This is a genomic window from Mycoplasmopsis citelli, from assembly GCF_900660645.1.
In the GTDB taxonomy this organism is placed as follows: domain Bacteria; phylum Bacillota_I; class Bacilli_A; order Mycoplasmatales; family Metamycoplasmataceae; genus Mycoplasmopsis; species Mycoplasmopsis citelli.
In genome coordinates, this window is sequence record NZ_LR215036.1 from 213,908 (window position 1) to 240,138 (window position 26,231).

19 protein-coding genes are annotated in these 26,231 nt (G+C 28.5%); 5 read left to right on the top strand and 14 right to left on the bottom strand.

The window, feature by feature from the left end; translation table 4 throughout:
• The first annotated feature begins 72 nt into the window (after positions 1–72).
• From EXC58_RS00725 to EXC58_RS00740, 4 genes are all read left to right on the top strand, one after another.
• A protein-coding gene (locus EXC58_RS00725; protein WP_129725157.1) for an IS3 family transposase occupies positions 73–1,424 on the top strand; the annotation gives its coding sequence in 2 pieces (ribosomal slippage) (positions 73–514 and positions 514–1,424; 1,353 coding nt in all).
• A gap of 92 nt (positions 1,425–1,516) precedes the next feature.
• Positions 1,517–1,879, top strand: coding sequence for a PTS sugar transporter subunit IIABC (locus tag EXC58_RS00730; protein ID WP_129725158.1), 363 nt, complete (start codon positions 1,517–1,519; stop codon positions 1,877–1,879).
• The gene (locus tag EXC58_RS00735; protein ID WP_129725159.1) at positions 1,879–5,055 is read left to right on the top strand and encodes a DEAD/DEAH box helicase; all 3,177 of its coding nucleotides are present in this window, start codon (positions 1,879–1,881) and stop codon (positions 5,053–5,055) included. The genes EXC58_RS00730 and EXC58_RS00735 overlap by 1 nt, the downstream gene beginning before the upstream one ends.
• Positions 5,056–5,385, top strand: a complete 330-nt coding sequence (locus EXC58_RS00740; protein WP_129725160.1) for an ArsR/SmtB family transcription factor — start codon at positions 5,056–5,058, stop codon at positions 5,383–5,385.
• Between the two features lie 700 nt (positions 5,386–6,085).
• Here the strand turns inward: EXC58_RS00740 and EXC58_RS00745 are convergent.
• Both EXC58_RS00745 and EXC58_RS00750 read right to left on the bottom strand, forming a co-directional pair.
• Complete coding sequence (locus EXC58_RS00745; RefSeq protein WP_129725161.1) at positions 6,086–7,003, bottom strand: PfkB family carbohydrate kinase; 918 nt, start codon at positions 7,001–7,003, stop codon at positions 6,086–6,088.
• Positions 7,003–9,105 carry a fructose-specific PTS transporter subunit EIIC gene (locus EXC58_RS00750; protein ID WP_129725162.1) on the bottom strand — a complete coding sequence of 701 codons (2,103 nt, stop codon included), beginning with the start codon at positions 9,103–9,105 and terminating at the stop codon, positions 7,003–7,005. The genes EXC58_RS00745 and EXC58_RS00750 overlap by 1 nt, the downstream gene beginning before the upstream one ends.
• Positions 9,106–9,258: 153 nt before the next feature.
• Here EXC58_RS00750 and EXC58_RS00755 point away from each other — a divergent pair.
• A protein-coding gene (locus tag EXC58_RS00755; RefSeq protein ID WP_129725163.1) for an IS3 family transposase occupies positions 9,259–10,610 on the top strand; the annotation gives its coding sequence in 2 pieces (ribosomal slippage) (positions 9,259–9,700 and positions 9,700–10,610; 1,353 coding nt in all).
• A 67-nt stretch (positions 10,611–10,677) separates the two neighbouring features.
• Here the strand turns inward: EXC58_RS00755 and lpdA are convergent.
• From lpdA to dnaE, 12 genes are all read right to left on the bottom strand, one after another.
• A complete protein-coding gene (lpdA, locus tag EXC58_RS00760) occupies positions 10,678–12,552 on the bottom strand; it encodes a dihydrolipoyl dehydrogenase (protein ID WP_129725164.1) in 1,875 nt (624 codons plus the stop codon).
• Position 12,553: 1 nt separating this feature from the next.
• The gene (locus EXC58_RS00765; RefSeq protein WP_129725165.1) at positions 12,554–13,498 is read right to left on the bottom strand and encodes a 2-oxo acid dehydrogenase subunit E2; all 945 of its coding nucleotides are present in this window, start codon (positions 13,496–13,498) and stop codon (positions 12,554–12,556) included.
• A 28-nt stretch (positions 13,499–13,526) separates the two neighbouring features.
• Positions 13,527–14,525, bottom strand: coding sequence for an alpha-ketoacid dehydrogenase subunit beta (locus EXC58_RS00770; protein WP_129725166.1), 999 nt, complete (start codon positions 14,523–14,525; stop codon positions 13,527–13,529).
• A gap of 20 nt (positions 14,526–14,545) precedes the next feature.
• Entirely contained in the window at positions 14,546–15,649 is a 1,104-nt protein-coding gene (gene pdhA / locus EXC58_RS00775; RefSeq protein WP_129725167.1) for a pyruvate dehydrogenase (acetyl-transferring) E1 component subunit alpha, read from the bottom strand.
• Positions 15,650–15,777: 128 nt separating this feature from the next.
• Positions 15,778–17,523 (bottom strand): excinuclease ABC subunit UvrC, encoded by a 1,746-nt coding sequence (gene uvrC / locus EXC58_RS00780; protein ID WP_129725168.1) that lies wholly within the window; start codon positions 17,521–17,523, stop codon positions 15,778–15,780.
• 91 nt (positions 17,524–17,614) lie between these two features.
• A complete protein-coding gene (gap, locus tag EXC58_RS00785; RefSeq protein WP_129725169.1) occupies positions 17,615–18,619 on the bottom strand; it encodes a type I glyceraldehyde-3-phosphate dehydrogenase in 1,005 nt (334 codons plus the stop codon).
• A 152-nt stretch (positions 18,620–18,771) separates the two neighbouring features.
• Positions 18,772–19,623, bottom strand: coding sequence for a methionyl-tRNA formyltransferase (gene fmt, locus EXC58_RS00790; RefSeq protein ID WP_197723776.1), 852 nt, complete (start codon positions 19,621–19,623; stop codon positions 18,772–18,774).
• On the bottom strand, positions 19,616–20,473 hold the full coding sequence (locus tag EXC58_RS00795) for a hypothetical protein (RefSeq protein ID WP_129725170.1): 858 nt from the start codon (positions 20,471–20,473) through the stop codon (positions 19,616–19,618). Before EXC58_RS00795 ends, fmt begins: the two co-directional genes overlap by 8 nt.
• A gap of 12 nt (positions 20,474–20,485) precedes the next feature.
• Positions 20,486–21,457: a replication initiation and membrane attachment family protein gene (locus EXC58_RS00800; protein ID WP_129725171.1), complete on the bottom strand. Its 972-nt coding sequence runs from the start codon at positions 21,455–21,457 to the stop codon at positions 20,486–20,488.
• Between the two features lie 402 nt (positions 21,458–21,859).
• A complete protein-coding gene (locus tag EXC58_RS00805; protein ID WP_129725172.1) occupies positions 21,860–22,399 on the bottom strand; it encodes a dephospho-CoA kinase in 540 nt (179 codons plus the stop codon).
• Positions 22,399–23,268 carry a 5'-3' exonuclease gene (locus EXC58_RS00810; RefSeq protein ID WP_223211610.1) on the bottom strand — a complete coding sequence of 290 codons (870 nt, stop codon included), beginning with the start codon at positions 23,266–23,268 and terminating at the stop codon, positions 22,399–22,401. Before EXC58_RS00810 ends, EXC58_RS00805 begins: the two co-directional genes overlap by 1 nt.
• 7 nt (positions 23,269–23,275) lie before the next feature.
• Positions 23,276–26,218, bottom strand: coding sequence for a DNA polymerase III subunit alpha (gene dnaE / locus EXC58_RS00815; protein ID WP_129725174.1), 2,943 nt, complete (start codon positions 26,216–26,218; stop codon positions 23,276–23,278).
• Between the last annotated feature and the right edge of the window lie 13 nt (positions 26,219–26,231).

Consider the following 26,231-nt stretch of genomic DNA (forward strand, 5'->3'; position numbering starts at 1 on the left):
AAAAATATAAAATTTTTGATATGAACCCCTAAAGTTGGACAATAAAATCCAAAATTAAGGGGGTTCATTTTTATGAAACTAAGTTACGAAGATAAAATCAAAATATATCAATTACGTAAAAAAGGATTTACTGAAAAATCTTTAACAATAAAATTTAGAGTAAATCGTGCAATTATAAAATATATTGTCGCACTGATAAATCGTCACGGAATTGAAATTGTTAAAAAGACTAAAAATCAATATTATTCTCCACAAATAAAATTAGAAATGATTAATCAAGTTCTTCTTAAAGGACATTCTACAAGAGAAATTTCACTTCAATATGGATTACCTAATTGAGGAATTCTTTCAAATTGAATTATTCAATACAAGAAAAATGGGTATACTATTGTTGAAAAGAAAAAAGGAAGGCCATCAAAAATGGGACGTAAACCAAAGAAAACTTGAGAAAAATTAACACCACTTGAACGACTTGAAAAAGAGAACGAATATCTTAGAACTGAGGTGATTTTCCTAAAAAAGTTAAAAGGGATCCCGTTGGATCAAAAAGACTTACAGAATATAAAAGCCAAAAAGTTAAAGAAATGGTCGACGAAGGATTCTCATTAAAAATTTTATTAAAAATTGCTCAACTATCACGTTCAACTTATTATTATCATCTTAAAAAAATCAATTCAGCTGATAAAAATAAAAATTTTAAAGACGAAATTATATCTATATATAATGAACATAGAGGCAGTTATGGATATCGTCGTATTACTTTAGAACTCAAAAATCGTGGATATTTGGTAAATCATAAAAAAGTAAAAAGACTTATGAATTTGCTAAATTTAATTGGTGGAAATCGTAAGCGTAAAAAATATAAATCATACAAAGGCGAAGTGGGCAAAAAAGCTCCAAACCTTATTAATCGAGATTTTTATTCTAAAAAACCATTGCAAAAATGTTACACTGACATTACCGAATTTGCTTTAACTAGTCATTCTCAAAAACTTTATTTGTCAGCTATTTTAGATGGTTATAATAGCGAAATTATCAGTTTTACTATATCTCGCTCCCCAAATTTATTGCAAGTTGAAAAAATGCTTAAAAAGGCTTTCACAAAAGCTAAATATAGTGGAACAATTTTACACAGTGATCAAGGTTGACAATATCAACATAATAGTTATCACAAATTTTTAAATTCTAAAGAGATAAAAGCTTCAATGTCCCGAAAAGGTAATAGTCCAGATAATGGGATGATGGAATCATTTTTTGGAGTTTTAAAAACAGAAATGTTTTATGGCAAGGAACATACTTTTAAATCGCTTGAACAATTAGAAAAAGCTATTATCAATTACATTGATTACTACAATAACAAAAGAATTAAAGTTAGATTAAAAGGACTTAGCCCTGTCCAATACAGAACTAAGTTCCTTCAATAATTTTTTGTCTAACTTTTGGGGTTCATATCATTTTCGGGGTTTTTTATTCGTTTATATCGATATTTTGTGCTTGATGTATTATAATATAAATTATGTATACAAAGAGCAAATTTAAGTTAATTTTTTATAGCCTAATTACTTTTGGGTTAATTTGAATTAAATGAAAAAAACAAATTAAACACCAAAAAAACACTATTTATCAAGTAGATAAATTACCCTTTAATGAAGAAGTTTTTTTAGGATGCTTTGATAATTTAGAGCAAATAATCAATATTGAACTTAAACCTTCAAGAGTGAATGTATTTTTTAATTCATCTCCGCAAGTAAATGTAGAAAAACTTAAAAAATTAAAAGGGATTAGCGGTATTTTAGTGAGTTCTAATAAAATATCAATTATTTTAGGGGAGTTTTCTCAAGCTACTTATTTGCTATTAAAAAATAAAAAGGAGTTTTAATGGATTATCAAAAGTACAAAACAATTTTAGACAACTTACTGAACATTAATCGTTCAGATTCTTCTATTTTTACCCAAATTAAAAGAAATGCTGCAGGTGAAACTAATTTTTTTGATTTATATAAACTTTTTGGAGCAGAAAATTTCGATTATATTTTAAAAAACGATAATTTTAAATTTCATTTAATTGAACAATTTCTCTTAAAAGCATATGATATTGCTCAAAAAGTATCAGATTTACCAACATTGCAAAAATTAATTGAGAAATTGCACCAACATCAAATTTTAAAGGGTTCAGCTTTTTTAAAACAAGAATATCCATTTTTAGAAACTAAGGAAAAGCTTACTGAACATTTACAAAGATTAATTCAAAAATCATTATTTAACTGAAAAAGAATTAAAGATTTTTCTGAAACAACTCTCGAAGAAACTAACATGTGACCTCTTCATATTGGTTTTTTAATGGTTTCTCTTAGAAAAGAAGAAAAAGCAATTTATGCCCCGTTAATTTTTAAAGAAGTGCAAATTGAAAACGAAAAGGGAAATTTATTTTTATCAAGCAATGGAGAAATAAAAGTTAATGAAAAGCTGTTATTTTTATTAAACAATTATGGTTTTAGCATTAATATCGAATCAATTTTAGAGCAAGAAAATAAAATTTTTAACATTATTGAAAAAATCAAAGAAAAGTGAAAAGACGTTTATCATCTTCCTGAAGATATCATCATGCCTTTTGATCAATTTAAAAATGAGGATATCACTAACGTAAATATTAAGTTTCACGGTGGAGCTGTTTTAGGGATTTTTCAACCCTCAGGTGGATATGCTCGTAATCGAATGAAGCAAATTATAGAAAATAACGAACTTGAAAGTATTATTGATGTTGAAATTAACAAAAATAAATATCAAGATTTTGTTGATCAAAATATTTTTAATCCACAAAAATCAATTATAAGGTTAACTGCTTCGAACTTATCACAAGATAAAGCTATTATTTCAGCACTAAATCAACACACTATCATTTGAGGACCTCCAGGGACTGGGAAATCACAAACAATCGTTAATTTAATAATTAATATTTTAATTAATAACAAAACTGCTATTGTTGGTTCACAAAAAAGAGTTGCGTTAGAAGTTATTAAAAAAAGAATGAATGAACTTTCAATGTTTTGTTTATTTATTCTTAATTCTAAAAATAAAAGAAAAAGAGAATTTTACAAACCAATTAAAGAATATTTACATCAAATTGAATACTTCAGAGGACAAACACAAAATCATTTTCCTGCTCTTGTATCTGAAAGTGAAATTGAATGAGCAAACAAAGTTAAAGGTCTTATTGACAACTCTCAAACTAAAGAGGCATTTGAAGCAATTTATTATCTTAATGATCATAAAAAAGATTTTAATGGAGAAAAAGACATTTTACTTGCTGCTCAATTACCTAAAAATGTGATTTTTCCAGATAAAATTGAATACGGACTGACATCTAAAAAACTGCTTAATTTAGCTAAATTAAAATTCCCTCTTAGTAGAAAATATCGTACCTTAAAAAAATTAGGAAATAAACTTGATGAAGAGTTTATTGGTTTTGAAGGAAATTTAAATGAACTAGCAAATAAGTTTAAAAATCTATCACCATATGAATGATGGTTAAATGATTATTCAAACCCTTTGTATGCAATTAAAGATTTAAATAGTAAATTTAAAAACTTAACCAACCCTGCAGAGACAATCAATTCTCAAGAAATTAAAAATATCATTTTACAAAGAATTAATCAAAGACTTGATCAATTAACTATCGAAGAAAAAAGAATGTATAAAGAATTTTCAGCTTCAGTTCGAATTAAGAATTTAACACCTCAAAGATTTGTGAAGCGTTATGCTTCGATTATCAAAAAAGTCTTCCCAATTGTTATTGCGACTCCTGATTCAGATTTATCTGGTTGAAATAAAGAAGAATTTGATTATGGAATTTTAGATGAATCAAGCCAAATTTTCATTGAAAACGGATTAACTTTACTTTATCTAGCTAAAACTAAAATTCTAGCTGGAGATCAAATGCAAATGCGTCCTAGTAATTGATTTGGAATTAGAGTTACTGATGATACTATTTATGGGCAAGTAGATTCGATGCTTGATTATTGCATGGGTTTAGGTGTTTATCAAGTGCTATTAAATAAAAATTATCGTTCAGATTATGCCAGTTTAATGACTTTTTCAAGTAAGACTTTTTATAATTCCAAATTAGATGTAGTTGATAAAGCAAATAATAAAACTCAAAATCCTATTGAAGTGCATGAAGTTGATGGAATTTGAGATGATAATAAAAACGAATTAGAAGGTGATTTAGCACTTAAAATAACTAAAGAACAACTATCAAATTATTCAAAAATAATCTTATTAGCTTTTAATGCAAAGCAATTTGATTATTTAAAAGAGCAAATTTTTCTTCATTATCCAGAATTAGAAGAAGCTTCGCAAAATGATAAATTAATGGTTAAAAATCTCGAAAACATCCAAGGAGATGAAGCTGATTTAGTTATTGCTACAGTAGCATATGACAAAAACGCTAAACTAACTTCTACTTATGTAGCTAGATCAGGCGGAAAAAACGCTTTAAATGTAGCTATAACTCGTGCTAAAGAAAAAATTATTGTTATTAAAAGTATTAAATCTTATGAAGTTAATATTACTCCTACATCTTCTGAAGATTTAATAATCTTTAAAAATTGACTTGAATTTTTAGAATCTTCACCACAAAGACGCTTGAACTTATTAAATGAATCTTTTATTAAAAATAAGCAAGATATTGTATCATCGCCTTCAAAACAATGATTTGAAAATATCTTAACAAAGAAATTAGAACAAATATTTTTTGAACCAGAATTTAAAATTTTAAGAAATTACTGCATCGGTTCTCTTACTATTGATTATATAATCACTTATAATGACATTATTTATAAATGTTTAATTGTTGACGTGTTTGAATACGAAAATGGTTATGCCGATTTTGCTAGCGTAAAAGATAAAATGAAATTTTTAGCAAGTAAAAAATATGATGCTTTTTTAGTAAACCCACTTAATTACCTTGATATGATTAAAAAATTCAAATGATGAGTTAAGTATGCAAAAACACCATTTTTAAAAGAAAATAATCAAGATAAGAAAGTTTATTAAATGACTAATTTAACCACTCTATTTAAATTTTTATCAAGTCAATCAAAACTTAAAATCATCATTCATCTATATATGTGTTCTAAAGCTGAATGTGACGTACAAACTTTATGCTCACTATTTAATATTCGACAAGCAAATTTATCAAAACACTTAAGTGTTTTGCGAAGTGCCAATATTATCAAAACAAAAACTAAAGGAATTTATGTCTATTATTACATAAACAAAGATTTTTGTAATAAATATCACGAATTACTCGATCTTTTAGCCAATCAAGAATGCCTACAAAAATATGTTTGTTCTTGCAATTCAGATCTTGTTCATACTCATTAAAAATAAGAAGTTCAAAAATCATATGAAGTACGAAAATTAGACATAGAAAATCAAAATTTAAGGGCTTGTATGATTTTTTATTTTATAAAAAACATCTCAATATTTTTGAGATGATATTTTTTTAATAAGCACAAGAAATTTAATGGAATTTTATTATAAAAAATGCTATTTTATTTCTTCGATTTTTATAAACTTCTTTACTTTTTTTGTTTCTTTTACAATTTTAAAATTTCTGTTATTTTGCTTTAAGTGAAGTTTTATTAGCAGCTTATCTGTTTGTTAAAATATGTGCTGGAATTACAATAGTTTTTTAAAAAAAGAGTTTTTTGACTGTTTTATATCCACATTTTATGGATAAATTAGAAAAATTTTCTAATATATTTAAAAAAATTTTGAAATAAGAATTTTAAAAATAATTAAAAAATCACAATTTTAATTTGTGATTTTTTAAGAGTTCAAAAATTAAATTGGAGAATAAAAAGGTATTCTTAGTTTAGATTATACCCAGTTTTCAACCGGTTATAAAATAAATTAAACCAAAAGCTATCGCAATAAAAAATATACCTTTTATCAAATGAATTCCGGCTTTAATAAGTGCACCAATAATAAGTATTAAAATTATAAAAAATGCCAAAATAAATAATATCAATTTATAATCTCCTTTTAAAATATATTGATTATTATCAAATAATATAAAGTTTTAAGATTTTATTTTTTTAAGATAAATTAAATCAAAAGCTAAATTAGTTAAATTTTGATCTCCTAATCAACTTGATTGAACAGTTCCTGTTGCTGCTGCACTTGCTTTTTGCAAGCAATAACTTGCGTTTTGGTTATTTAAATATTCAGCAGCAAAAATTGAAATTAATGTATCTCCGGCACCAGTAGCTGAAACCACACTAGTGGTTTCCTTGTTTTCAGCTACAAAAATTTCTTGACTTTGAGTAAGTAAATAAGAACCATCTTTACCAAGAGAGACAATTACATTTAATGCACCACTATTTTGTAATTTCCTCATCGCATTGATTAGGTTTTCGGTTCCATTAAAATTGATGGTTGGAAAAATTTTTTTAAGTTCATCAATATTAGGTTTAATTACAAAAGGTTGATATTTTAGAAGCTCTAAAAAGTTCGATGATTCCAGATCCAAAACAACTTTAACTTTCTTTTCCTTACATAAACTTAAAATTTTAACCAAATGTTCTTCTGAAGAAACTCCCATTAACATTAAAACATCATTTTCCTTAAAAGTACTAATAACATTAAGCACTTGCTTGAATAATTTTTCAGTTATGTTGGTACGAGGACCATTAAGTTCAAAATTAGATTTTGCTCCATAATATTTAATATTAATACGAGTTGGTTGCTCTGTATTAATATTGACAATATCTAATTGTTCAGCTTCAAAAATAGGAGCAAGCTGTCTAAAAGTATTAGGATCAAAAAGAGTAATTGCCTTGTTTTTAAAGTTATGGCGAGTTAAAATAACTGAAGCATTTAATCCTTTGCCACCAGGAAGAATTTCATGTTTAGTATAACGATTAACTTTAGATAACTCAAAATCTTCTGAACTAATAAATAAATCTACTGATGGAGATAATGTTAAGGTATAAATCATTATTTTGTTGCCTTAGTTGGTTTGATTTTTTTAAATTTTAATTTACTTGCTCAATTTGGGTTTTTGGTATGAATATGATTAATTAGTCAAATTGTTCCTGCTTGAGCAAAACTTCCAGCAATTAAAGCAACAATAAAGAAGACAATTCCAAGTCCTATTGATAATCCTAAATTTTCACTAATTAAATTGGTTTTAGCTAAAAAGACTACAAAAATCCCTCCGTGTGGTGCAATAATATTAACACCTAAAAGAGCTGAAACAAGACCAGCAACAGCTCCTCCAACTAAGTTAGCTGGAACTAATACTTTTGGGTTTTTTGATGTATAAGGAATTGCTCCTTCAGAAATAAAAGACATTCCAAAAAGGACATTAGATCATTTCCCGGCATCGCGATCTTCTTTGCTTCAAAGTTTTTTGCTTAAAAACATTGATAATGAAATTCCAAGTGGCGGAACCATTCCAGCTATCATAACCGCAGCCATTGAAAGGGTACTTGCTCCGTTAGCAATTGATAAAGTTCCAAAAATATAGGCTGATTTATTAATTGGCCCACCCAAATCACTAGCCATCATAAGTCCTAAAATGATTCCAAGCAATCAAGCTAAATAAGGTTTACCTTCAAAAAGTTGTAAAAATAGCACCAATCCTAAGTTAACGTAAATTAAAATAATATTTACTCCTCAAAATAGAATTGAAATTGCTAAAGTTCCAAGCAACGGAATAAAGAGAATGTTTTTAATCCCTTGCATTGATTGTGGTAAATTTCCAAAAACATATTTTGCAAAAACAATAACCATTGCCGCTGCAAAAAAGGCACCAAAAATTCCTCCAACAAATCCTGATCCAGTTCCTAAAAACTTGCTTGCATCCACTCCTGCACTGTCAATTGAACCTTGTAAAAAGCTATAAGTATCAGCGACTTGACCACTAGCAATAGCTCCTATAACAAATCCTGGAAGTAATCCTTGACGTCCTACGAGAGCATAAGTAATATAAGCAGCTAGCATCGGAACTGCTAATCCAAGTGCGATTTTTCCGATTTTAAAGACAATATTTGAAACTGAAGAATTAAATCCAAAGCTTCCAAGGAATTCTTTTGAATTAAGATCAACTCCTTGCGAAGCTCCGATAATCATGTCAATTACAAACGCAATTGCTAGCATAATTCCGCCAAAAATAATAAATGGAAGCATATGCGAAATTCCTGACATTAACGAGCGTCACATTTTTTTAGTAAATCCATCAAAACTCATTTGAGCTTCTGAATTATCTTCAGTTTTGGTAATTCCTTGTAATTTTGTTCCTTGCTTGTTTAAAACTTTAGTAATTTGTTCTTCAGGTTTATGAATTGCTTTTTGGGTCGAAATTTCTAGCACATTATCACTATTTGCAAATCTTGATTTTTCAATTTCGCGATCAACAGCTAAAATAATTCCTTTAGCACCAGCAATTTCAGTATTGGTTAATTTATTATCAATCCCTTCAGCTCCTTGGGTTTCGATTTTAATTGAAACGTTCATTTTTTGTGCTTGTTGAAACAATTTTTCTTTAGCCATAAAGGTATGAGCTATCCCAGTGGGACAAGCAGTAACTGCAACAACATCATAAACTGAATCTTTTGGATTACTTTGCTCTAAAGTTGAATCAACATCATAGTTATTAAGTAATTCAAGAAATTGTTCTGAGGTATTAATTAAAGCAAGTTTTTCTTTAAATTGTTCATTAATAAGTAAAGTTGAAAGTTTCTGCATAATTGCTAAATGAGTATTTTCGCGCTCATTTTTTGATAAAACAATTGCAAAAATATATTTAACTGGCTGATTATCTAAAGATTGTCAATCTAGATCTTGTACTTTAATAAAAGCTAAAGTACTTTCAAGCACAATTTCTGAACCAATATGGGGCATAGCAATTGCATCGCCAATTCCAGTTGAAGCTTGTTTTTCGCGTTCTCAAAATAACTCGTTAGTTTTTTGAGTTTCAGAAACATATCCTTTTATTTTAAGCTGTTCACTTAAAAATAAAAGCGCTTCTTCTTTGGAAGTGATTTTATCATCAAAGAAAATAGTGTCTGATTTTTGAAATAAACTTGTAATTTTCATTTAATTCCTTTCTTTTTTTGTCTATAAATTATACAAAATTTGATTAAGAATTATTTCCACATTTTACAAATAAAAAAAGAAAAATCGCAAAGTTAATTTGATATGAACCCCAAAAGTTGGACATTAAAATCCAAAATTAAGGGGTTCATTTTTATGAAACTAAGTTACGAAGACAAAATCAAAATATATCAATTACGCAAAAAAGGATTTACTGAAAAATCTTTAACAATAAAATTTAGAGTAAATCGTGCAATTATAAATTATATTGTCGCACTGATAAATCTTCACGGGATTGAAATTGTTAAAAAGACTAAAAATCAATATTATTCTCCACAACTAAAATTAGAAATGATTAATCAAGTTCTTCTTAAAGGACATTCTACAAGAGAAATTTCACTTCAATATGGATTACCTAATTGAGGGATTCTTTCAAATTGAATTATTCAATACAAGAAAAATGGGTATACTATTGTTGAAAAGAAAAAAGGAAGGCCATCAAAAATGTGACGTAAGCCAAAGAAAACTTGAGAAGAATTAACATCACTTGAAAAAGCTAAACAAGAGATTGAATATCTTAGAACTGAGGTGATTTTCCTAAAAAAGTTAAAAGGGATCCCGTTGGATCAAAAAGACTTACAGAATATAAAAGCCAAAAAGTTAAAGAAATGGTCGACGAAGGATTCTCATTAAAAATTTTATTAAAAATTGCTCAACTATCACGTTCAACTTATTATTATCATCTTAAAAAAATCAATTCAGCTGATAAAAATAAAAATTTTAAAGACGAAATTATATCTATATATAATGAACATAGAGGCAGTTATGGATATCGTCGTATTACTTTAGAACTCAAAAATCGTGGATATTTGGTAAATCATAAAAAAGTAAAAAGACTTATGAATTTGCTAAATTTAATTGGCGGAAATCGTAAGCGTAAAAAATATAAATCATACAAAGGCGAAGTGGACAAAAAAGCTCCAAACCTTATTAATCGAGATTTTTATTCTAAAAAACCATTGCAAAAATGTTACACTGACATTACTGAATTTGCTTTACCTAGTCATTCTCAAAAACTTTATTTGTCAGCTATTTTAGATGGTTATAATAGCGAAATTATCAGTTTTACTATATCTCGCTCCCCAAATTTATTGCAAGTTGAAAAAATGCTTAAAAAGGCTTTCACAAAAGCTAAATATAGTGGAACAATTTTACACAGTGATCAAGGTTGACAATATCAACATAATAGTTATCACAAATTTTTAAATTCTAAAGAGATAAAAGCTTCAATGTCCCGAAAAGGTAATAGTCCAGATAATGGGATGATGGAATCATTTTTTGGAGTTTTAAAAACAGAAATGTTTTATGGCAAGGAACATACTTTTAAATCGCTTGAACAATTAGAAAAAGCTATTATCAATTACATTGATTACTACAATAACAAAAGAATTAAAGTTAGATTAAAAGGACTTAGCCCTGTCCAATACAGAACTAAGTTCCTTCAATAATTTTTTGTCTAACTTTTGGGGTTCATATCAATTTGCGATTTTATCGTGGGTACTTTTTATTTAAAAATTATTTTTTAAGGTTTGGAAGAGTAAGTTTAAAACTTGCATCACGAGCTACTTCCCAAAGAATTTCTCCATAAGTAGGATGAGGGTGAATGGTGTGAGCAATTTCGTGAACACTAATTTCTTGTTCCATCGCAAGAGCAACTTCAGCAATATAATCAGTTGCGTGTGGGCCAACAATTCATGCTCCTAAAATTTCTCCAAATTCTTTATCAACTACTAGTTTAGCAAATCCACTTGTGTTAACTGAAGCAATCGATTTTCCAAGGTGATCAAAGGTATATTTAGTGCTAAAAACATTTTTCCCTTGTGCACGAGCTTGTTCTTCAGTAAGTCCAATAAAGGCAATTTCTGGATTGGTGTAAATACATCCAGCTACCGATTTAGGTTTATAAACAGATTTAACTTTATCACCTAAAATATCATAAATAGCTGTTAGTGAATGAGCGTATGCTACATGAGCAAGCATCGCTTGTCCGGTAACATCTCCAATTGCATAAACTCCAGGAACATTAGTTCTTTGATGTTCATCAACAAGCACTTCACCACGTTCCCCAAGTTTAATACCCGCTTCAGCAAGTCCTTGTGAATTTGGTGTTCTACCTGTAGCTGTAAGAATAAGTTCTTGTTCAAGAACTCTTTCTTGACCTTTTACATCAACATAAAGTTTGTTCTTTTCATATTTTTGAGTTTGAGCTTCAAAAAGAACTTCAACTCCAAGTTTTTCAAGCATTTTGTTAACTTCAACTGAAACTTCTTTATCTGCAGCTGGAAGCAATCTGTCAGTATTTTGAATAATAACAACTTTAGCTCCTAAAACTGAGAAAATACTTGCAAATTCAAGTCCAATAACCCCACCACCAATAATAGTAACTGATTTTGGACGTTTTTCTTTTCAGTTAATCGCTTCTCTAGAGGTGATAATTTTATTGTCTTTATATCCTTGTTCAAATCCAGGAACTTTAAGTAATTTATTAGCACTTGAACCAGTAGCTAAAATTAAGTTTTTGGTTCTATACACTTTTCCATTAACTTCAACAACACGATCGCCTAAAACTTTTGCTTCTCCAACAACAGTTTTAGCTTTTGAGAATTTCATAAGCATTTCTACTGATTTAGAAATTTTGCTTACAACTTCTTCTTTTCTTTGATGCATTGCTACTCAAGTTTTATCTTCAGCAACTTCTTGTTCTTTTTTAAGAACAATTCCATATTCACTTACATGCTTAATATTTTGCACTATTTCTGCGGTTTTAAGTAGTGTTTTAGTTGGAATACATCCAGTATTTAAACAAACTCCACCTCAGAATGACTTTTCGATAATAAGAGTTTTAAGTCCGCTTTTACCAGCTTCTGAAGCCGCTAAATATCCTCCTGGACCTGATCCAACAACAATTACGTCAAATTCTTCATCAACTTTTCCGTTGTAAGGTTTAACATCTCCGCTAGGAGTTGCTTGTGTTGAGACTGGAGTTTCAACTTTTTGTTGAACAATTGGAGGGGTTGATTTTTTGAAAAAACTTAAATCAATTAAATCATCATTAACTGATAATTCACCAACAACACTAGCTGCACCTTCTTTTGGTTTATCTTCTGTTTTTGAATTTTCTGCAACTGGAGCTTCTTCAGCGACACTATCCCCTGAACCATCATCAATTAAAAAAATTTCTTGTCCTACGTGAATTACATCACCTACAGCCATCATAATTTTAACGATTTTACCATCAACTGGAGAGGTAATGTCTGAGGTTACTTTATCAGTTTCAACACTAAAAAGGTTATCACCCTCTTTAATTTCTTGTCCTTCTTTTACATAAACTTCAGCAACTGTACCTTCGTGAAGTCCTTCACCAATATCAGCGAATTGAAATTTATACATATTAGTACACTCCTAAAACTTCAGGTTTTTCAAGTAATTCTTTAACTCTTGAAGCAAAACGACCAATTTCTGCACCATCAATTCAACGGTGATCAGCTGCAACGGTAATGTACATTACTTTTCCAGGAACTACAGCTCCATTTTTAACAACTGGTTTATCAACAATAGCACCAACTCCGGCAATAGCAAGCTCTGGATAGTTAATAACTGGAACTCCAAATAAACTTCCAACACTTCCGTAGTTAGTTACAGTAAATCCGGCACCTTTCATTTCTGCAGGTTTAATGGTTTTGGTTCTTGCCGCTTGAGCTAAACGCATAATTTCTTTAGCTAAATCTATTACTGATAATTGATCAGCTCCGGGAATAACCGGAACCATAAGTCCAGCTTCAGTATCAACAGCAAATCCTAAGTTAATTACTCCAGGAAAATCTAAAGTTGATTTTGTTTCATTGTATTTAGCAGTAAATTTAGGAAACTCTTTAAGTGCTACAGCTACAGCTTTTAAGATATAAGGTAAAAAGGTAAGTTTAACATTTTCGCTTTTTAAAACTAAATCTTTAATCGATGAACGTAGGTCTCATAATCTAGTCATGTCAATTTCATGAACTAAGTTCACATAAGCAACATTATCCCATGAATTAGTCATTGCTTTTGCAATAGCTTTTCTAATTGGGGTTACTGGTTCTGAATATGGTTCTCCGCTCACAACTCTTGGGGCTACAGGTTTTGGTGCAGCTACTGGAGCTGAACTTGCGGGAGTAGCAGTAACTTTTTGTTCTGAAGCTTGAGTAGGTGCAGGAGTGCTAGCTTTAGGTTGTGCTAAATATGCATCTAAATCAGCTAATAAAATTCTTCCGTTTTCTCCAGAACCTTTAACTAAAGATAAATCAATTCCTAGTTTTGCTGCTTTTGCACGAACAATAGGGGTAGTTTTAATCATTATTTATTCATCTCCTTTTATTAATTTATTCTTACATATTAAATGACATTACTTCTTTAACTTTTTCAACAATTTTGTCATCATTAATTGCGTGGAAACTTTCTCCCTTAGGAAGCGGAACAGTAATATCATATCCGGTTAAACGAGCCATTGGAGCTTGTAGATATTCAAAAGCTTTTTCGTTAACTCTAGCCATAATTTCTGCAGAAACAGAAAAGCTTCTAACAGCTTCATGAACTACAAGTAATCTTCCAGTTTTTTTCACTGATTCAATAATGGTTGTATGATCTAAAGGTTTAATGGTTCTAAGATCAATAAGCTCAATTGAAATTTCAGGATTTGTTTCTCTAAGTTTTTTCATTGCTGAAAGCGATTCATGAACTTGCGCTCCATAAGTTACTAATGTTAAATCGGTTCCTTCAACTAAAACATTAGCTTTTCCAATTTCAACTTCATAGTATTCAGCAGGAATTTCTTGTTTTCCAGCACGATAGATTTTTTTATTTTCTAAGAAAATAACTGGATCAGGATCATTAATAGCTGCTAAAAGAAGTCCTTTAGTATCGTAAGGGAACGCTGGCATAACTACTTTTAACCCTGGAACATGAGAGTAAATAGCTTCTAAAGCTTCAGAGTGGTGTTCCAAAGCTCTAATTCCTCCACCCATAGGCATTCTAATAACAAGCGGTACATGTAAACGACCTCTTGAACGGTTTCTGTATCTTGCAGCATGAGTGAAAATTTGTTGCATTGCTGGGTATGAAAATCCTTGAAATTGAATTTCCCCAATTGGTTTAAGACCCATCATCGAAGCTCCAATAGCAACCCCAGCAATAGCAGCTTCAGAAATAGGAGTATCAAAAACTCTATGAACTCCGTATTTTGCTTGAAGACCTTGTGTAGCACGGAAAACTCCACCCTCAAAACCTGCATCTTCTCCAAATAAAACTACATTTGGATCTCTTTCCATAGCAAGGTCAAGAGCGTGAGTTAAGGCTTCAATATTATTAACAACTTTAGTTTCAGCCATTATTTAACTCCTTTCTTTGATTAAAATTCAATTGCTTCTTGTTTTTGCTCTTGTAAGTATTCTGGAAGTTTTTCATAAGTATAATCAAAGACATCTTCTAATTTAGCGTTAATTTTGGTCATACTTTCTTCGTAAGCTTTTTTCACAAAATCAAGTGATTCTTCTCAAATTTTAGTTTTGGTAGCTTCATCCATAGCTCCAATGCTGTAAAGGTAGTTTTCAAAACGGTGCATTGGTTCTCATTTTTCGTGTTCTTTTTCTTCAGCTTCAGTTCTATACACACGTGGGTTATCTGAAGTTGTATGAACACCTTGTCTTCAGGTTACAAATTCAACAAGAATTGGTTTACTTTCATTTCTTGAGTATTCAATAGCATCTTTAATAGCTTCATAACTAGCTAAAAAGTCATTACCATCAACTCTAATTCCTGCACATCCATAAGCGTGAGCTTTAGCTGAAATTGTTGAAGAAACTGATTCAAAGTGATTTGGAGTTGAGATAGCTCATTGATTGTTGTTTACACAAAATACTGCTGGTCATTGTTGGACAGCAGCAAAGTTAATTCCTTCTGAGAATTCTCCTTCTGTTGTTCCTCCGTTACCTATAAATGTAACAGCTACTCCTCCAGTTTTTTTATGTTTCATTGCATATGCCACTCCGGCTGCATGCGAAATTTGTGAACCTATAACAATGTTTACCGGAGTTACATTAACACCTTCAGGAATGTTGCATCCTCATTCGTTTCCATTTCAGTAAAGTAATTGATTTACCATAGGAACACCAAGAGCTAACATAGTTGCATTTGATCTAAAGGCTGGAAGAAATCAATCCACTTTAGGATTCATTGCATAAGCAGTTGCTACTTGAAGTGCTTCTTCTCCGAAGTTTGGAGCAAAAGTTAGCATACGTCCTTGTCTTTGAAGTTGCATCATGTAGGTATCTTGTTGTCTAGATAATACCATCCATTTGTATGCTTCAACTAATTGTTCTTTAGTAAGTGGTGATTTGTAGTTTTTATCAATTAAATCACCATTAATATCTAAAACTCTAATCATTTCATTAGGATCAGACATAATGTTAAGTTTACCGTCTTTATCTAATGCGTATTTATAAGTTTGTGACATCTAATTTCCTTTCGTTTTTAATTAAGTAAAGGTAATAGAATTACCTAAAGCTATTTTACTACTTTATTAGGTTTTTTTCTCCTAAAAGAGCTTTGAATTACCTAAAAAATCCTAAATGTGGAAAATATTTACATATTCAGTTTGATAATTTTAGCAATTCTTAAACCCACAACTTTCGCTAGTTCTGCTTCGGAGGCATTATAAATAGAAGCAAAATCTTTAAAGTGCTTAAGAAGTTTTATTTCTGAAGTAAGTCCAACTCCTTTAATTTGAGAAAGTTTACTTTCAATTGAAGCATTTCGATGTTTTGATCGAAAATATTCTTTAGCATATTGATCGACTTTAGCTTGTAAAAAACTTAAATAATTGAATAAATCTAAATCCTCAATTTTTAAATTGGTTTTATTTTTTAGAACAATTTCTCTAGTTAAATGTTTTTCATCTTTAACAAGACCAATTAGATTAATTTTTTTATAATCTAAAAATTTAACTGTTTTTAAAGCTTTAATAAAAGCACTAATTTGAGCAGCTGCTCCATCAACGATAAATAAATCATTGTATTGATAATTATTAAAGATAAATTCATTAATATTAAGGTAGTTTTTAACATTATAAAACATATATTCGCTATCTGCAAGTTTGTTTTTTGCAGTTAAAAGTTTATTAATATTGAATTTACGATTTAAGTTTTTAATATTTCCTTGAACATCAAAAGCCATTCCAACTCCAACAACAAAGGTATTATTTAAATTTGAATTATCAAAAATAAAAATCCGATTAATAGGGAGTTTGATTTGCAATAAACTTTGCAACTTTTCAAAACATTGTTGAATTTGAAACTGCTGCTGTTGAGTTTTGAGAAATTTTTGTTCAAAGGAATATTCTAAGTTTTCATATGCTTGATTAACTAAGTTTTTAAGAGATCCAATTTTAGGAAAAGCAACTTTTTTACTTAAAAATCCAAAATCAACACTATCATATTTTTCGCTTAGCACAATTACATCAGCACTTTCATGTTTTAAATAATATTGCTCTAAAATCTCGGTAATATCGCTTTCTTCATCAACCAGCGAATCAATAAAAAAATATCGATGCGAAACTTGTACCCCAAAACGAAAGCTCATCACAAAAACGTGAGTGATATTATTTAAATGTTTAAAGGCAAAAATATCAATATTTTTTTTATTGGATATTTCAGTGACTTGTCGTTGTTTCATCTCTTCAAGCAGTTGAATTGAATCTCGATACTCGATTGCAACTTCAAAATTAGTTCTTTGAGCTGCTTGATCACGTTTTTGATATAGTTCTTTGATGAAATTGCTGTTTTTGAGCTTTAAAACATCAATAATTTGATTATAGGTTTCTTTTAAAGTTTCATCATTTTTATATTCAATTGGCAATCCATCTTTATATAAAAAATTTCTTTGCAATACGTTAATTAATTCATGTCGCTTAAAACCAGCTGTAATTGGACCATAATAAAAAGTATTTGGAGCATTTATATTAATTTTTGGAGATGGCCCAATTTCAATTTTTTTACTTTTAAGAGCTACTTTAATGTAGCTATAAGTTTTATCATCTTTTAATTTAATATTATATTTAGGTTTGTATTTTTCAATGTATTGCTTTTCTAAAACTAGCGTGCTTTGTTCACTATCTTTAATTACAAAATCAAAATCACTTATTTCGCTAACTAATTTTGTGGTTTTATACGAATTAATACTTCCTTTAAAGTATTGCTTCATTCGCTTAAATAAATTAATTGCTTTTCCGACATAAATAACTTCATTTAAGGAGTTTTTTCATAAATAAACTCCTGGTTTTTTAGGTACATTATTTAATCTTTGAAGCAAAGATAGATGATAGTTGTTCATAAAACAATTATATTAAAGTTGAATTTTTAGGTTTCAAAAAGTACATAAAAAGATAAGTTTACTTATCTTTTTATAAACAAATTAAGCAACATTATTTTAATTTTGCAAAGTGTGAGACAGTTCTTACAAGTTGTGAAACATATGACATTTCATTATCATATCATGCAGAAATGTGGTAAAGATTTTTTCCATCAGCTGAGTGAACAATTTTTGTAAGTTCTGAATCATAAATTGATCCATAGTGTGATCCGATCACATCAGAAGAAACAATAGGATCAGTTTCATATTTTAAACTTTCATTTGCTGCTTTTTCAAAAGCGGCATTAACTTCAGCTACTGTAGGTTGTTCTTTAAGTTCAACAACAAGCTCAACAAGCGAACCAGTAATAGTTGGAACTCTAACTGCTGATCCATCTAAAATTCCGGCTGCTTCAGGAACTACAAGTCCAAGTGCTTTTGCTGCCCCTGTTGAAGTAGGGATCATGTTATATGCTGCTGCACGTGAACGACGTAAGTCGCTGTGTGGAGCATCTTGAAGTCTTTGATCTCCAGTATATGAGTGAACAGTAGTCATTCATCCTTTTGTAACACCAAAGTTTTTTACAAGCACGTCAACAACAGGCGCTAAACAGTTAGTTGTACATGAAGCGGCTGAAATAACACTATCTTCTTTAGTAAGGGTTTGGTGGTTAACATTATAAACAATAGTTTTTAAATCTGATCCAGCTGGTGCAGAAATAACTACTGATTTAGCACCTGCTTCTAAGTGTAAAGAAGCAAGATCTTTTTTAACGAATCTTCCGGTAGATTCAACTACTAAGTCAACTCCTAATTTACCCCATGGAAGTGCTTTTGGATCTTTTTCTGCGTAAACTTCAATTCTTTTTCCGTTTACAACAATAGCACTTTCTTCTGCTTTAACTTCAGCATCTAACATCCCAAAAGCTGAATCATATTTTAATAAATGTGCCAAAGTTTTTGCATCAGTTAAATCATTAACTGCTACAACTTCTAAATCTTTACTTTTTGTTTCAAGTAATCTTCTTAAGAATAATCTTCCGATTCTTCCAAAACCATTAATGGCTACTTTTTTCATAAATATTATCCTTTCATCAAAGTATTTTTTTAGTAACTTATATATTATTAATATTATAATATATTATAATACATTATAATTTTAAAATTTACGTATATAAAGATTTTTCACCCACAAAAAACGCTAAAAAACGATTTTTGTGGGTGAAAATATTATTTTTTAAAGGTTACTCTTTTTTTAGATTCGTATTGATAATCAATTGCATATAAAAATCCATTACTAAAAGGAAGTTTAATTGCATTTGGATGAGATGTTTTAGTGGCATAAAAAACTTTTAAACGCCTATTATCAACAAATAAATATGCTCCAGGGTTGCTTGAAAAAGCTCGAATCTTATTAAAAGCTTGCTCTATAGTTAAACTTGCATCTAAAAAAGCTTCTTCTTTATTTAATTTAGGAGCTAAGGTTACTTTTTCTTCATCTTGGATGATTTCGTTAAAATTTCCTGAAATAAATTCGTTAATTCAACTAACAATGTGCTTTTGTCCTAAAGAAGATAATTTATCAAACATAATATCTGAAGTATCGGTTTGTAAAATCTCTATTTTTACTTCCTTAAGTATATTTCCTGCATCCATTTTATTGATCATATAAATTAAATTTAATCCAGTTTCAACTTCTCCGTTTCAAATTGCATGTTGAATAGGAGCAGCACCTCGATATTTAGGTAATAAAGATCCATGAATATTTAAAGATGCTTTTTTAGCTAAATTTAAAACTTTAGTTGGAACAAATTGTCCAAAAGCACAAGAAAGAAAAATATCATAATCCATCTCAGCTAGCTGATCGTAAATTTGAGCAATTTTTTCAGGCTGAAATAAGGGAATATTATATTTTTGAGCTAAAAGTTTTACGGGTGTAGGTTCTAACTTATAACCACGATTTGCCGGCTTATCTGGTTGAGAAACAATGGCAACTACATGAAAATTTTTAATTAATTGCTCAAAAATAGGAACAGAAAATTGTGGAGTTCCTGCAAGTACGATTTTAATATTTTTATTCAATTCAAGCCTCACATTCTATTAGATTTTTAATTGCAAGCACAAAATCTTGAATTTGACCTCTGATAAAAATATCTTTATTATGAGATTCTTCAAAAATACTCGCAATTTCATTTAAAGGGATTTTTGATCCAAAATAAGTTAATTTATTGTATAAACTGCGATAATTTAAAATTTTAGTTAAACTTTTAAAAAATCACTTTGGTAGCTTATCATAGCCTAAATTATCAAAAATTACCACATCACATTTCATAATTTCATTAATGATAAAATCAGGTTCTTTTTCAGAATTTTTGCTAAAAGAAGACTTAATTTCATCTAGTAAATATTCAACATTTACATAGGCGACTTTTCTATCGCTAAGAGCTATTTCTTGAGCTAATCCTGAAAAAAGTTTGCATCGATCGTTTCACTTAAATGAATGTAAAAAGAATCCTTTTAGCTTTTTGAATTTTTCGGGATTTTCTAAAGTTTCTTTAAAATCTTTTTGATAATTATACAAATCATAAAATTCTTCTTCTTTAAAAATTAATTCTGAAAAGGTTTTATTGTACATAATAAAACCTAAGTTTTTAAAAATAATGTTATTATAAATTAAATATTTTCGATATTTGTTATTATTGGCAAAATAACGTTTAGTTTCTAGCAATCCTTTTTCATTCCGAATAAGTTCAATTTGATCAATGTAATCATCTGGATTAAGTTCTCGCAATTTAATATTCATTAAATCAATAAATTTATAAAAAATCTCTTCATCACTAAGATGAAGTTTATCAATGATTTTTTTTAAAGTCTCATCGCTTTTAGCATTTTCAATTAATTGCTCTTTAGAGACAGGGTGGTTTTTGTTCATAATACCTCATTATTAAATTGAATTAAGGTAAATTCTTTTAATGTAGTTTTTTGATTGAATTGATTTTTTATAAATTTTATGATTTGAATATTTTCCATCTAAATAATTTTCGGCAAGTTCAAAAGATAAAATATCTTTTCCTTTAAGTTCTTTTAAAATGCTACTTACTTGTTTTAATAAAACAACTTTCGAAGATAAATAACTAATAAGCATTGCAAAATTAATTACTTTATATTCAAATCCTAATGATTCAAATTCTTTGATTATTTCATTAGCATTTTCTTGCGGTTGATTTTTAGCTAAATAATTATAAAAATCTAAGGGTTTATATGCATGTAATGCTTGATACTCATTCTGAATCTCTTTATCTAGAAAATGAAGAGGCATTTTTAATTCAATATTTTTAAAACTTGAAAATGAATTGTTTTTGACACTTTCTTCAATTCTTTTTCCAGCTTCAATAACTAAATCGATACTTCGAGGAACTTTTGGAGGTTTGATTTCACCAAAAACCTCAAAGAAATTAGCACTAATATCTTGCATATGTTCACTAATAATGGTTCTTTTAACAACATTGCTTTCAAGTAAATTTTCAACAATATCATTTCCTAAAACATTAATTAAAGCATTTTTTAATAAACGATTGCTTTTAACTTCTTCTTTATTTAAAGGACGCTTGATTAAAAACATTAACTTATTTGTTTGTTCATTAAAATATGTTTTAAGCAATCCAATTCCTTCAAGTTTTGAACGACTTTCAGCTAATAATGCTAAATCAAGATTTAAAAATGAACACAATCCTGAAAAAGTAAATTCTGAATGATAAAGCTTATCAACTTTGATTTTATTATATAAAAAATTATATAAAGTAACTGCTCCAGATCCTATAATAGGGAGATAAAATTTTAAAACATTATCTTGGTCGCTTGGAGTTAAATCCTCGCTTCTTTCGATAGTAAAATAATTGTAAGTAATGTTTTGCATTTTGATGCTCCCTTCTTAAATTAATTTAGGACATTTTTGGTCCTTGTATACTTAATTTTAAAAGAGAAAAAAGCGGAATTATTTAAAAAAATTATTTTTATGATTTAATCACTTTAAACACAGTAGATATTCACAGTTTCTAAAAATCAAAAAGTTTGTTTTTGTTTAAAAATTGAGCATAATTTAGTATTTTTGATTATTTATCCCAGTTATTCACAAGATAAAAATTTTTAAAATTGCAAGTAAAATTTTGACTTTTTAGCTTGAATTTTTTATTTTTTTGACTTTAAAAACCAGTAAAAATTTTAATTATCCCTTAAAATGTTAATAAAAAAATTTTACGTGGCTCTCACTAACTAAAAGTAATATTAAATTTATTAAAATCTAGATATTTTTATGGAATTATTTCGACAAAAATTCTTCGATTTCTTCAATAGAATTAAGCCAAATTTGCTTAATTTTTTTAAAAGATTTATCCTTTAAAAAAGATAAATTATTCATATTATTTAATAAAAGGAATTTTTTTGAATTTATATTGCGTTTTTTACAAAAATTTTCCCGTATTTCAAAAGTTAAATTTACTACAATAATTTCTTTGATAATATTTAAAAAATTTGCATGCTCGCTATTTAAGACAGGAATTTCAGCATAGTCATAATTATTTTGTAATAAATGTTCATAGATTTTTTGATGAACTTTTTGTTCTAATTCCTTAAACAAGGCGTAATTGTTTTTTATTAAATTTAAAATTTTTTTCTTGTCAATTAAATTATCACTTAAAATTACTTTTAATTTGGAATACTTAATTTCGTTTATAAATTCAATACTTTCATAAATTTCATTAACAAATTCATCACTATTAAAAACTTTAAATCCTTTAGCTTGCAATTTTGCAAGTAAAGTACTTTTCCCTGAGCAAATTGTTCCACAAATAGCAACCATTAACTAATTTCCTTTAAATATTTAGTAACAACATTAAGTTCTAGTTCTTCAAGCATTTGTAATGCTTTTTCAACACTGATATTTAAGACTAAATCTTCTTTATTTAAATGAAATTCAAGAACATTAGGATTTAATTTTGCTAAATCATAGCACATTTGACCTTGATCTTTACTAGCTAATAATTTATTTTTAAGTGAAGTGCTTAATTCATCTAAATGTTCATAAATTCCTTTAAAGGTTTTGAATTCATCTAAAAGCTTAATTGCGGTTTTATCTCCAATTCCTTTAATTCCTGGTAAATTATCACTTGGATCACCTTTTAAGGCTTTATAATCAACAATTTGAGCAGGATAAAGATTGTAAATATCGTAAAAATTTTCATTTGTAATGAGTTGATAGTTACTTTGATTATCTTTATCAATTACACTTGTGGTTGAATTTACTAATTGTAATAAATCTTTGTCTCGTGAAAAAATGAGCTTTTCTAAATTATCGAAATTAAATTTTTTTGATGCTGTAGCGATTAAATCATCAGCTTCAGCTCCATCTATTTCCAAATGAACGAGATTTAATTTATTTAAAAGTTGCTTAATTAGATCAAATTGTAAAAAAATTTCATTTGGAGCTTTTATTCGATTAGCTTTATATTGTGGATAAGCAAGATGACGAGCAGTTTTAGTCGCTGCATCAAAAGCGATAAATAAATATTTCGGATTATAAAAACGAATTAACTTAATTACTTGAAGTAAAAATAAGTTAATTGCGTTTGTGGCTACTCCTTTAGAAGAACGCATAATCGTATTTAAATCTCCACGATATGTCGCATAAAATGATTGAAACATTAAATAGTTCCCATCAATTAAAAGCATTATCTCCTTATTCCGCATGTGAAACTTCCTCTCAACTCTTAATTGAATAATACCCCTTTGCTGATAGTGATAAATTTACTAAAATAACTCTAGACTGTGGATAATTGACTAAATCCATAGCTGAATGTTCAAAAATGAAAGCTGAAATTGCACTTGAAGAATCTGAAATTTTCACAATTACTTGACCTTTTGGGTTTTTCTTAATACTTTCTAAAAAAACGTAAAAGAAATTATTTTGATTTTCTCTAAGATCTTCTAATTTTAAGTCACGTTCGTATTTTTTGGTTGGATAAGCATTATAAACAGATCCTAATAATTCTTTTTCAAGTTTAATTTCTAAGTTAATATCCATATCAAAAGTTTGGATTCGTTTTTGGTCAAATCCAGTATCACTAATAAATTTTTGAAGCTTAGTTTCAAGAGGTTCTTCAGATTTTGCATAAATTTTTTTGAAAATTTCAGCTCCATTATTAATTGCTGGAAGTGCGTTAATTAACTCAACAACATTTCCAAAGTCTCTAAAAACATTGGCTTTAATAAGTGTTTCAATAACTGCATCTCCAACTCCAGAAGCTTTTAGTCTCAAAATTCCGGTAAAAAAGTTATCAATTTTTCCGCCACGTTGTAATTCTTCAGAAATTTTCGCAATTGCACTTGGTCCAATTCCTTTGATAATTAAAAGTGGTAAATAAAGTTGTGATTTAACATTTTGAGCATTTTTAAAAATAATTTCACTTTTAAAAAGTGCATGATTAATATGTGGAGAATGAACAATAATATTTTGTTTTGAAGCATGTAATGCACTATTTTTAATGCTTGTTAAATCTCCGGTAGCATTATCAATAATAACTTTATAAAAAATTTCTGGATAACGAGCTTTATAAAAAGCTAGCTTATAACTAATAAATGAATAAGCAACTGCATGTGCTTTATTAAATCCATATAAAGCAAATTTTTCAATTTGAGCATAAATTTGCTTTAGTATTTCCATTTTAATATTATTTTCAACTCCACGTTTATAAAAAATTTCCGAATATGTGCTTAAATCGTGAGCATTCTTTTTAGAGATAGCTCGACGTAATAAATCAGCTTCAATAAAGCTCATTTTAGCAACTTGCTGAGCAATTTGCATAATTTGCTCTTGATAAACAATAATTCCATGAGTTGGTGCGACAATTTGATCATAAATAGGGTGGATTTTATCCACTTTTTGTTTATGAAATTTAACATTAGCATAATCAGGAATAAAATCTTTAGGACCTGGTCTAAAAAGGGAAATAATCGCATAAATGTCTTCAAAAGTGTCAACCTGAACTTGCTTAATAACACCTTTCATTCCAGGAGATTCAAGTTGAAAAATTCCATCAGTATTAAGTGAATTAATTAAATCAAAAGTTGACTTATCATTAAAAGGATTGAAGTTTAAATTAATAACTTGATCAAAGCGATACGGTTCACCGATATGACTTTCAATTTGATTAATAACAGTAAGATTTTTTAAACCCAAAAAATCAATTTTAATTAGTCCATATTTTTCTAAATAATTCATTTCAAATTCTACTTGATTTAAAGGTGCGTTTGAATGACGAACTGGCACTACATCAGTTAAAGGTCGATCACTAATAATAACTCCGGCAGCATGAATTCCGCTTTGCCGAGGCATTCCTTCAATTTTTCGAGCATATTGGTGTAATTTTTCGTGTTTATCAACTAACATTTTGTATTTAGCATTACGTTGATAAGCTATATCTAAAGAAGTATCAAATTTAGTTAACGAATCACAAACTTTATCAACATCGCTAAGAGGGATTTTTAAAACTCTAGCAACATCACGCAGTGAAGATTTAAGTGCTAAAGTTTGAAATGTTGATATTAATGCACATTTTTCGATGCCAAAACGTTTTCCAATGTATTCTAAAAGTTCATTACGACGATCATCTTGAATATCTAAATCAATATCAGGGAGCGAAACACGAGCTACATTTAAAAAGCGTTCAAATAAAAGTCCATATTCAATGGGATTAACATTTGTTATATCCAATAAAAAAGCAATAATTGACCCTGAAGAAGAACCTCTTCCTGGTCCAATTTCGATTCTTTGTTCTCTTGCAAAATCAAGGACATCCTTAATAACTAAAAAATAGTTAATAAAGTTTGATTTCTCAATTGTTTCAAGCTCATATTTAATTCGCTCATCAACAATATCTTTACCGTGACGTTTAATTAATTTTGTATATTTATCTTGATTTATTTTTTGCTTGAGCAATAATTTCGGGTTCTCAAAAGAAGCTAGTTTAATCTCACTTGAAAGACTAAAAGGTTCAATCAAATTAACAAAGGCTTCCATTTGTGCTAAAACTTTATCATCAACATCCTCAAATTCAGTTAAGTCAAAATAATCTCCATATTCCTGAATGCTTTCAAGTTCTTTTTTTTGAGCAATTTGATTTAAAATATGTAAAATTTCACTTTCTTGCTCATATAAAACTTTTTTAAGTGGAGCATAAACAGTCTTAAAATCTGAAACTTGTTTTTTTGAATTAAAATAAAAATTATCAAAAATATTTTCTAATTCCTCAATTTCATACCCATTTTCAGGGTGATTAATAATTAAAATATTTTCGTTATTTAATTGCTCCAATGATACAGTTTCATTATAAGAACGCTTTAAAATCAGTTCATTAATAAAAATGTATCCTTGATAATTTTTAGCATAAACTATAACATTTTTTTGATTTTCTAAAGTTAATTCAATTCCAGCAATTAATTTTAAATTATGTTCTTTAGCAAAATCTAAAAACATTGGTAAAGCAAAGAAATTTTCTTTATCAGTTAATGTTAAGTAAGGACTTTTTTGTTCTAAAATTAACTCAAAAAGTTCATTTACCTTAATAGTTGAAGATAAAAAAGAATATTCAGTATTGGTATGCAAAATGATTGGATGTTTCATATTTTATATTTTA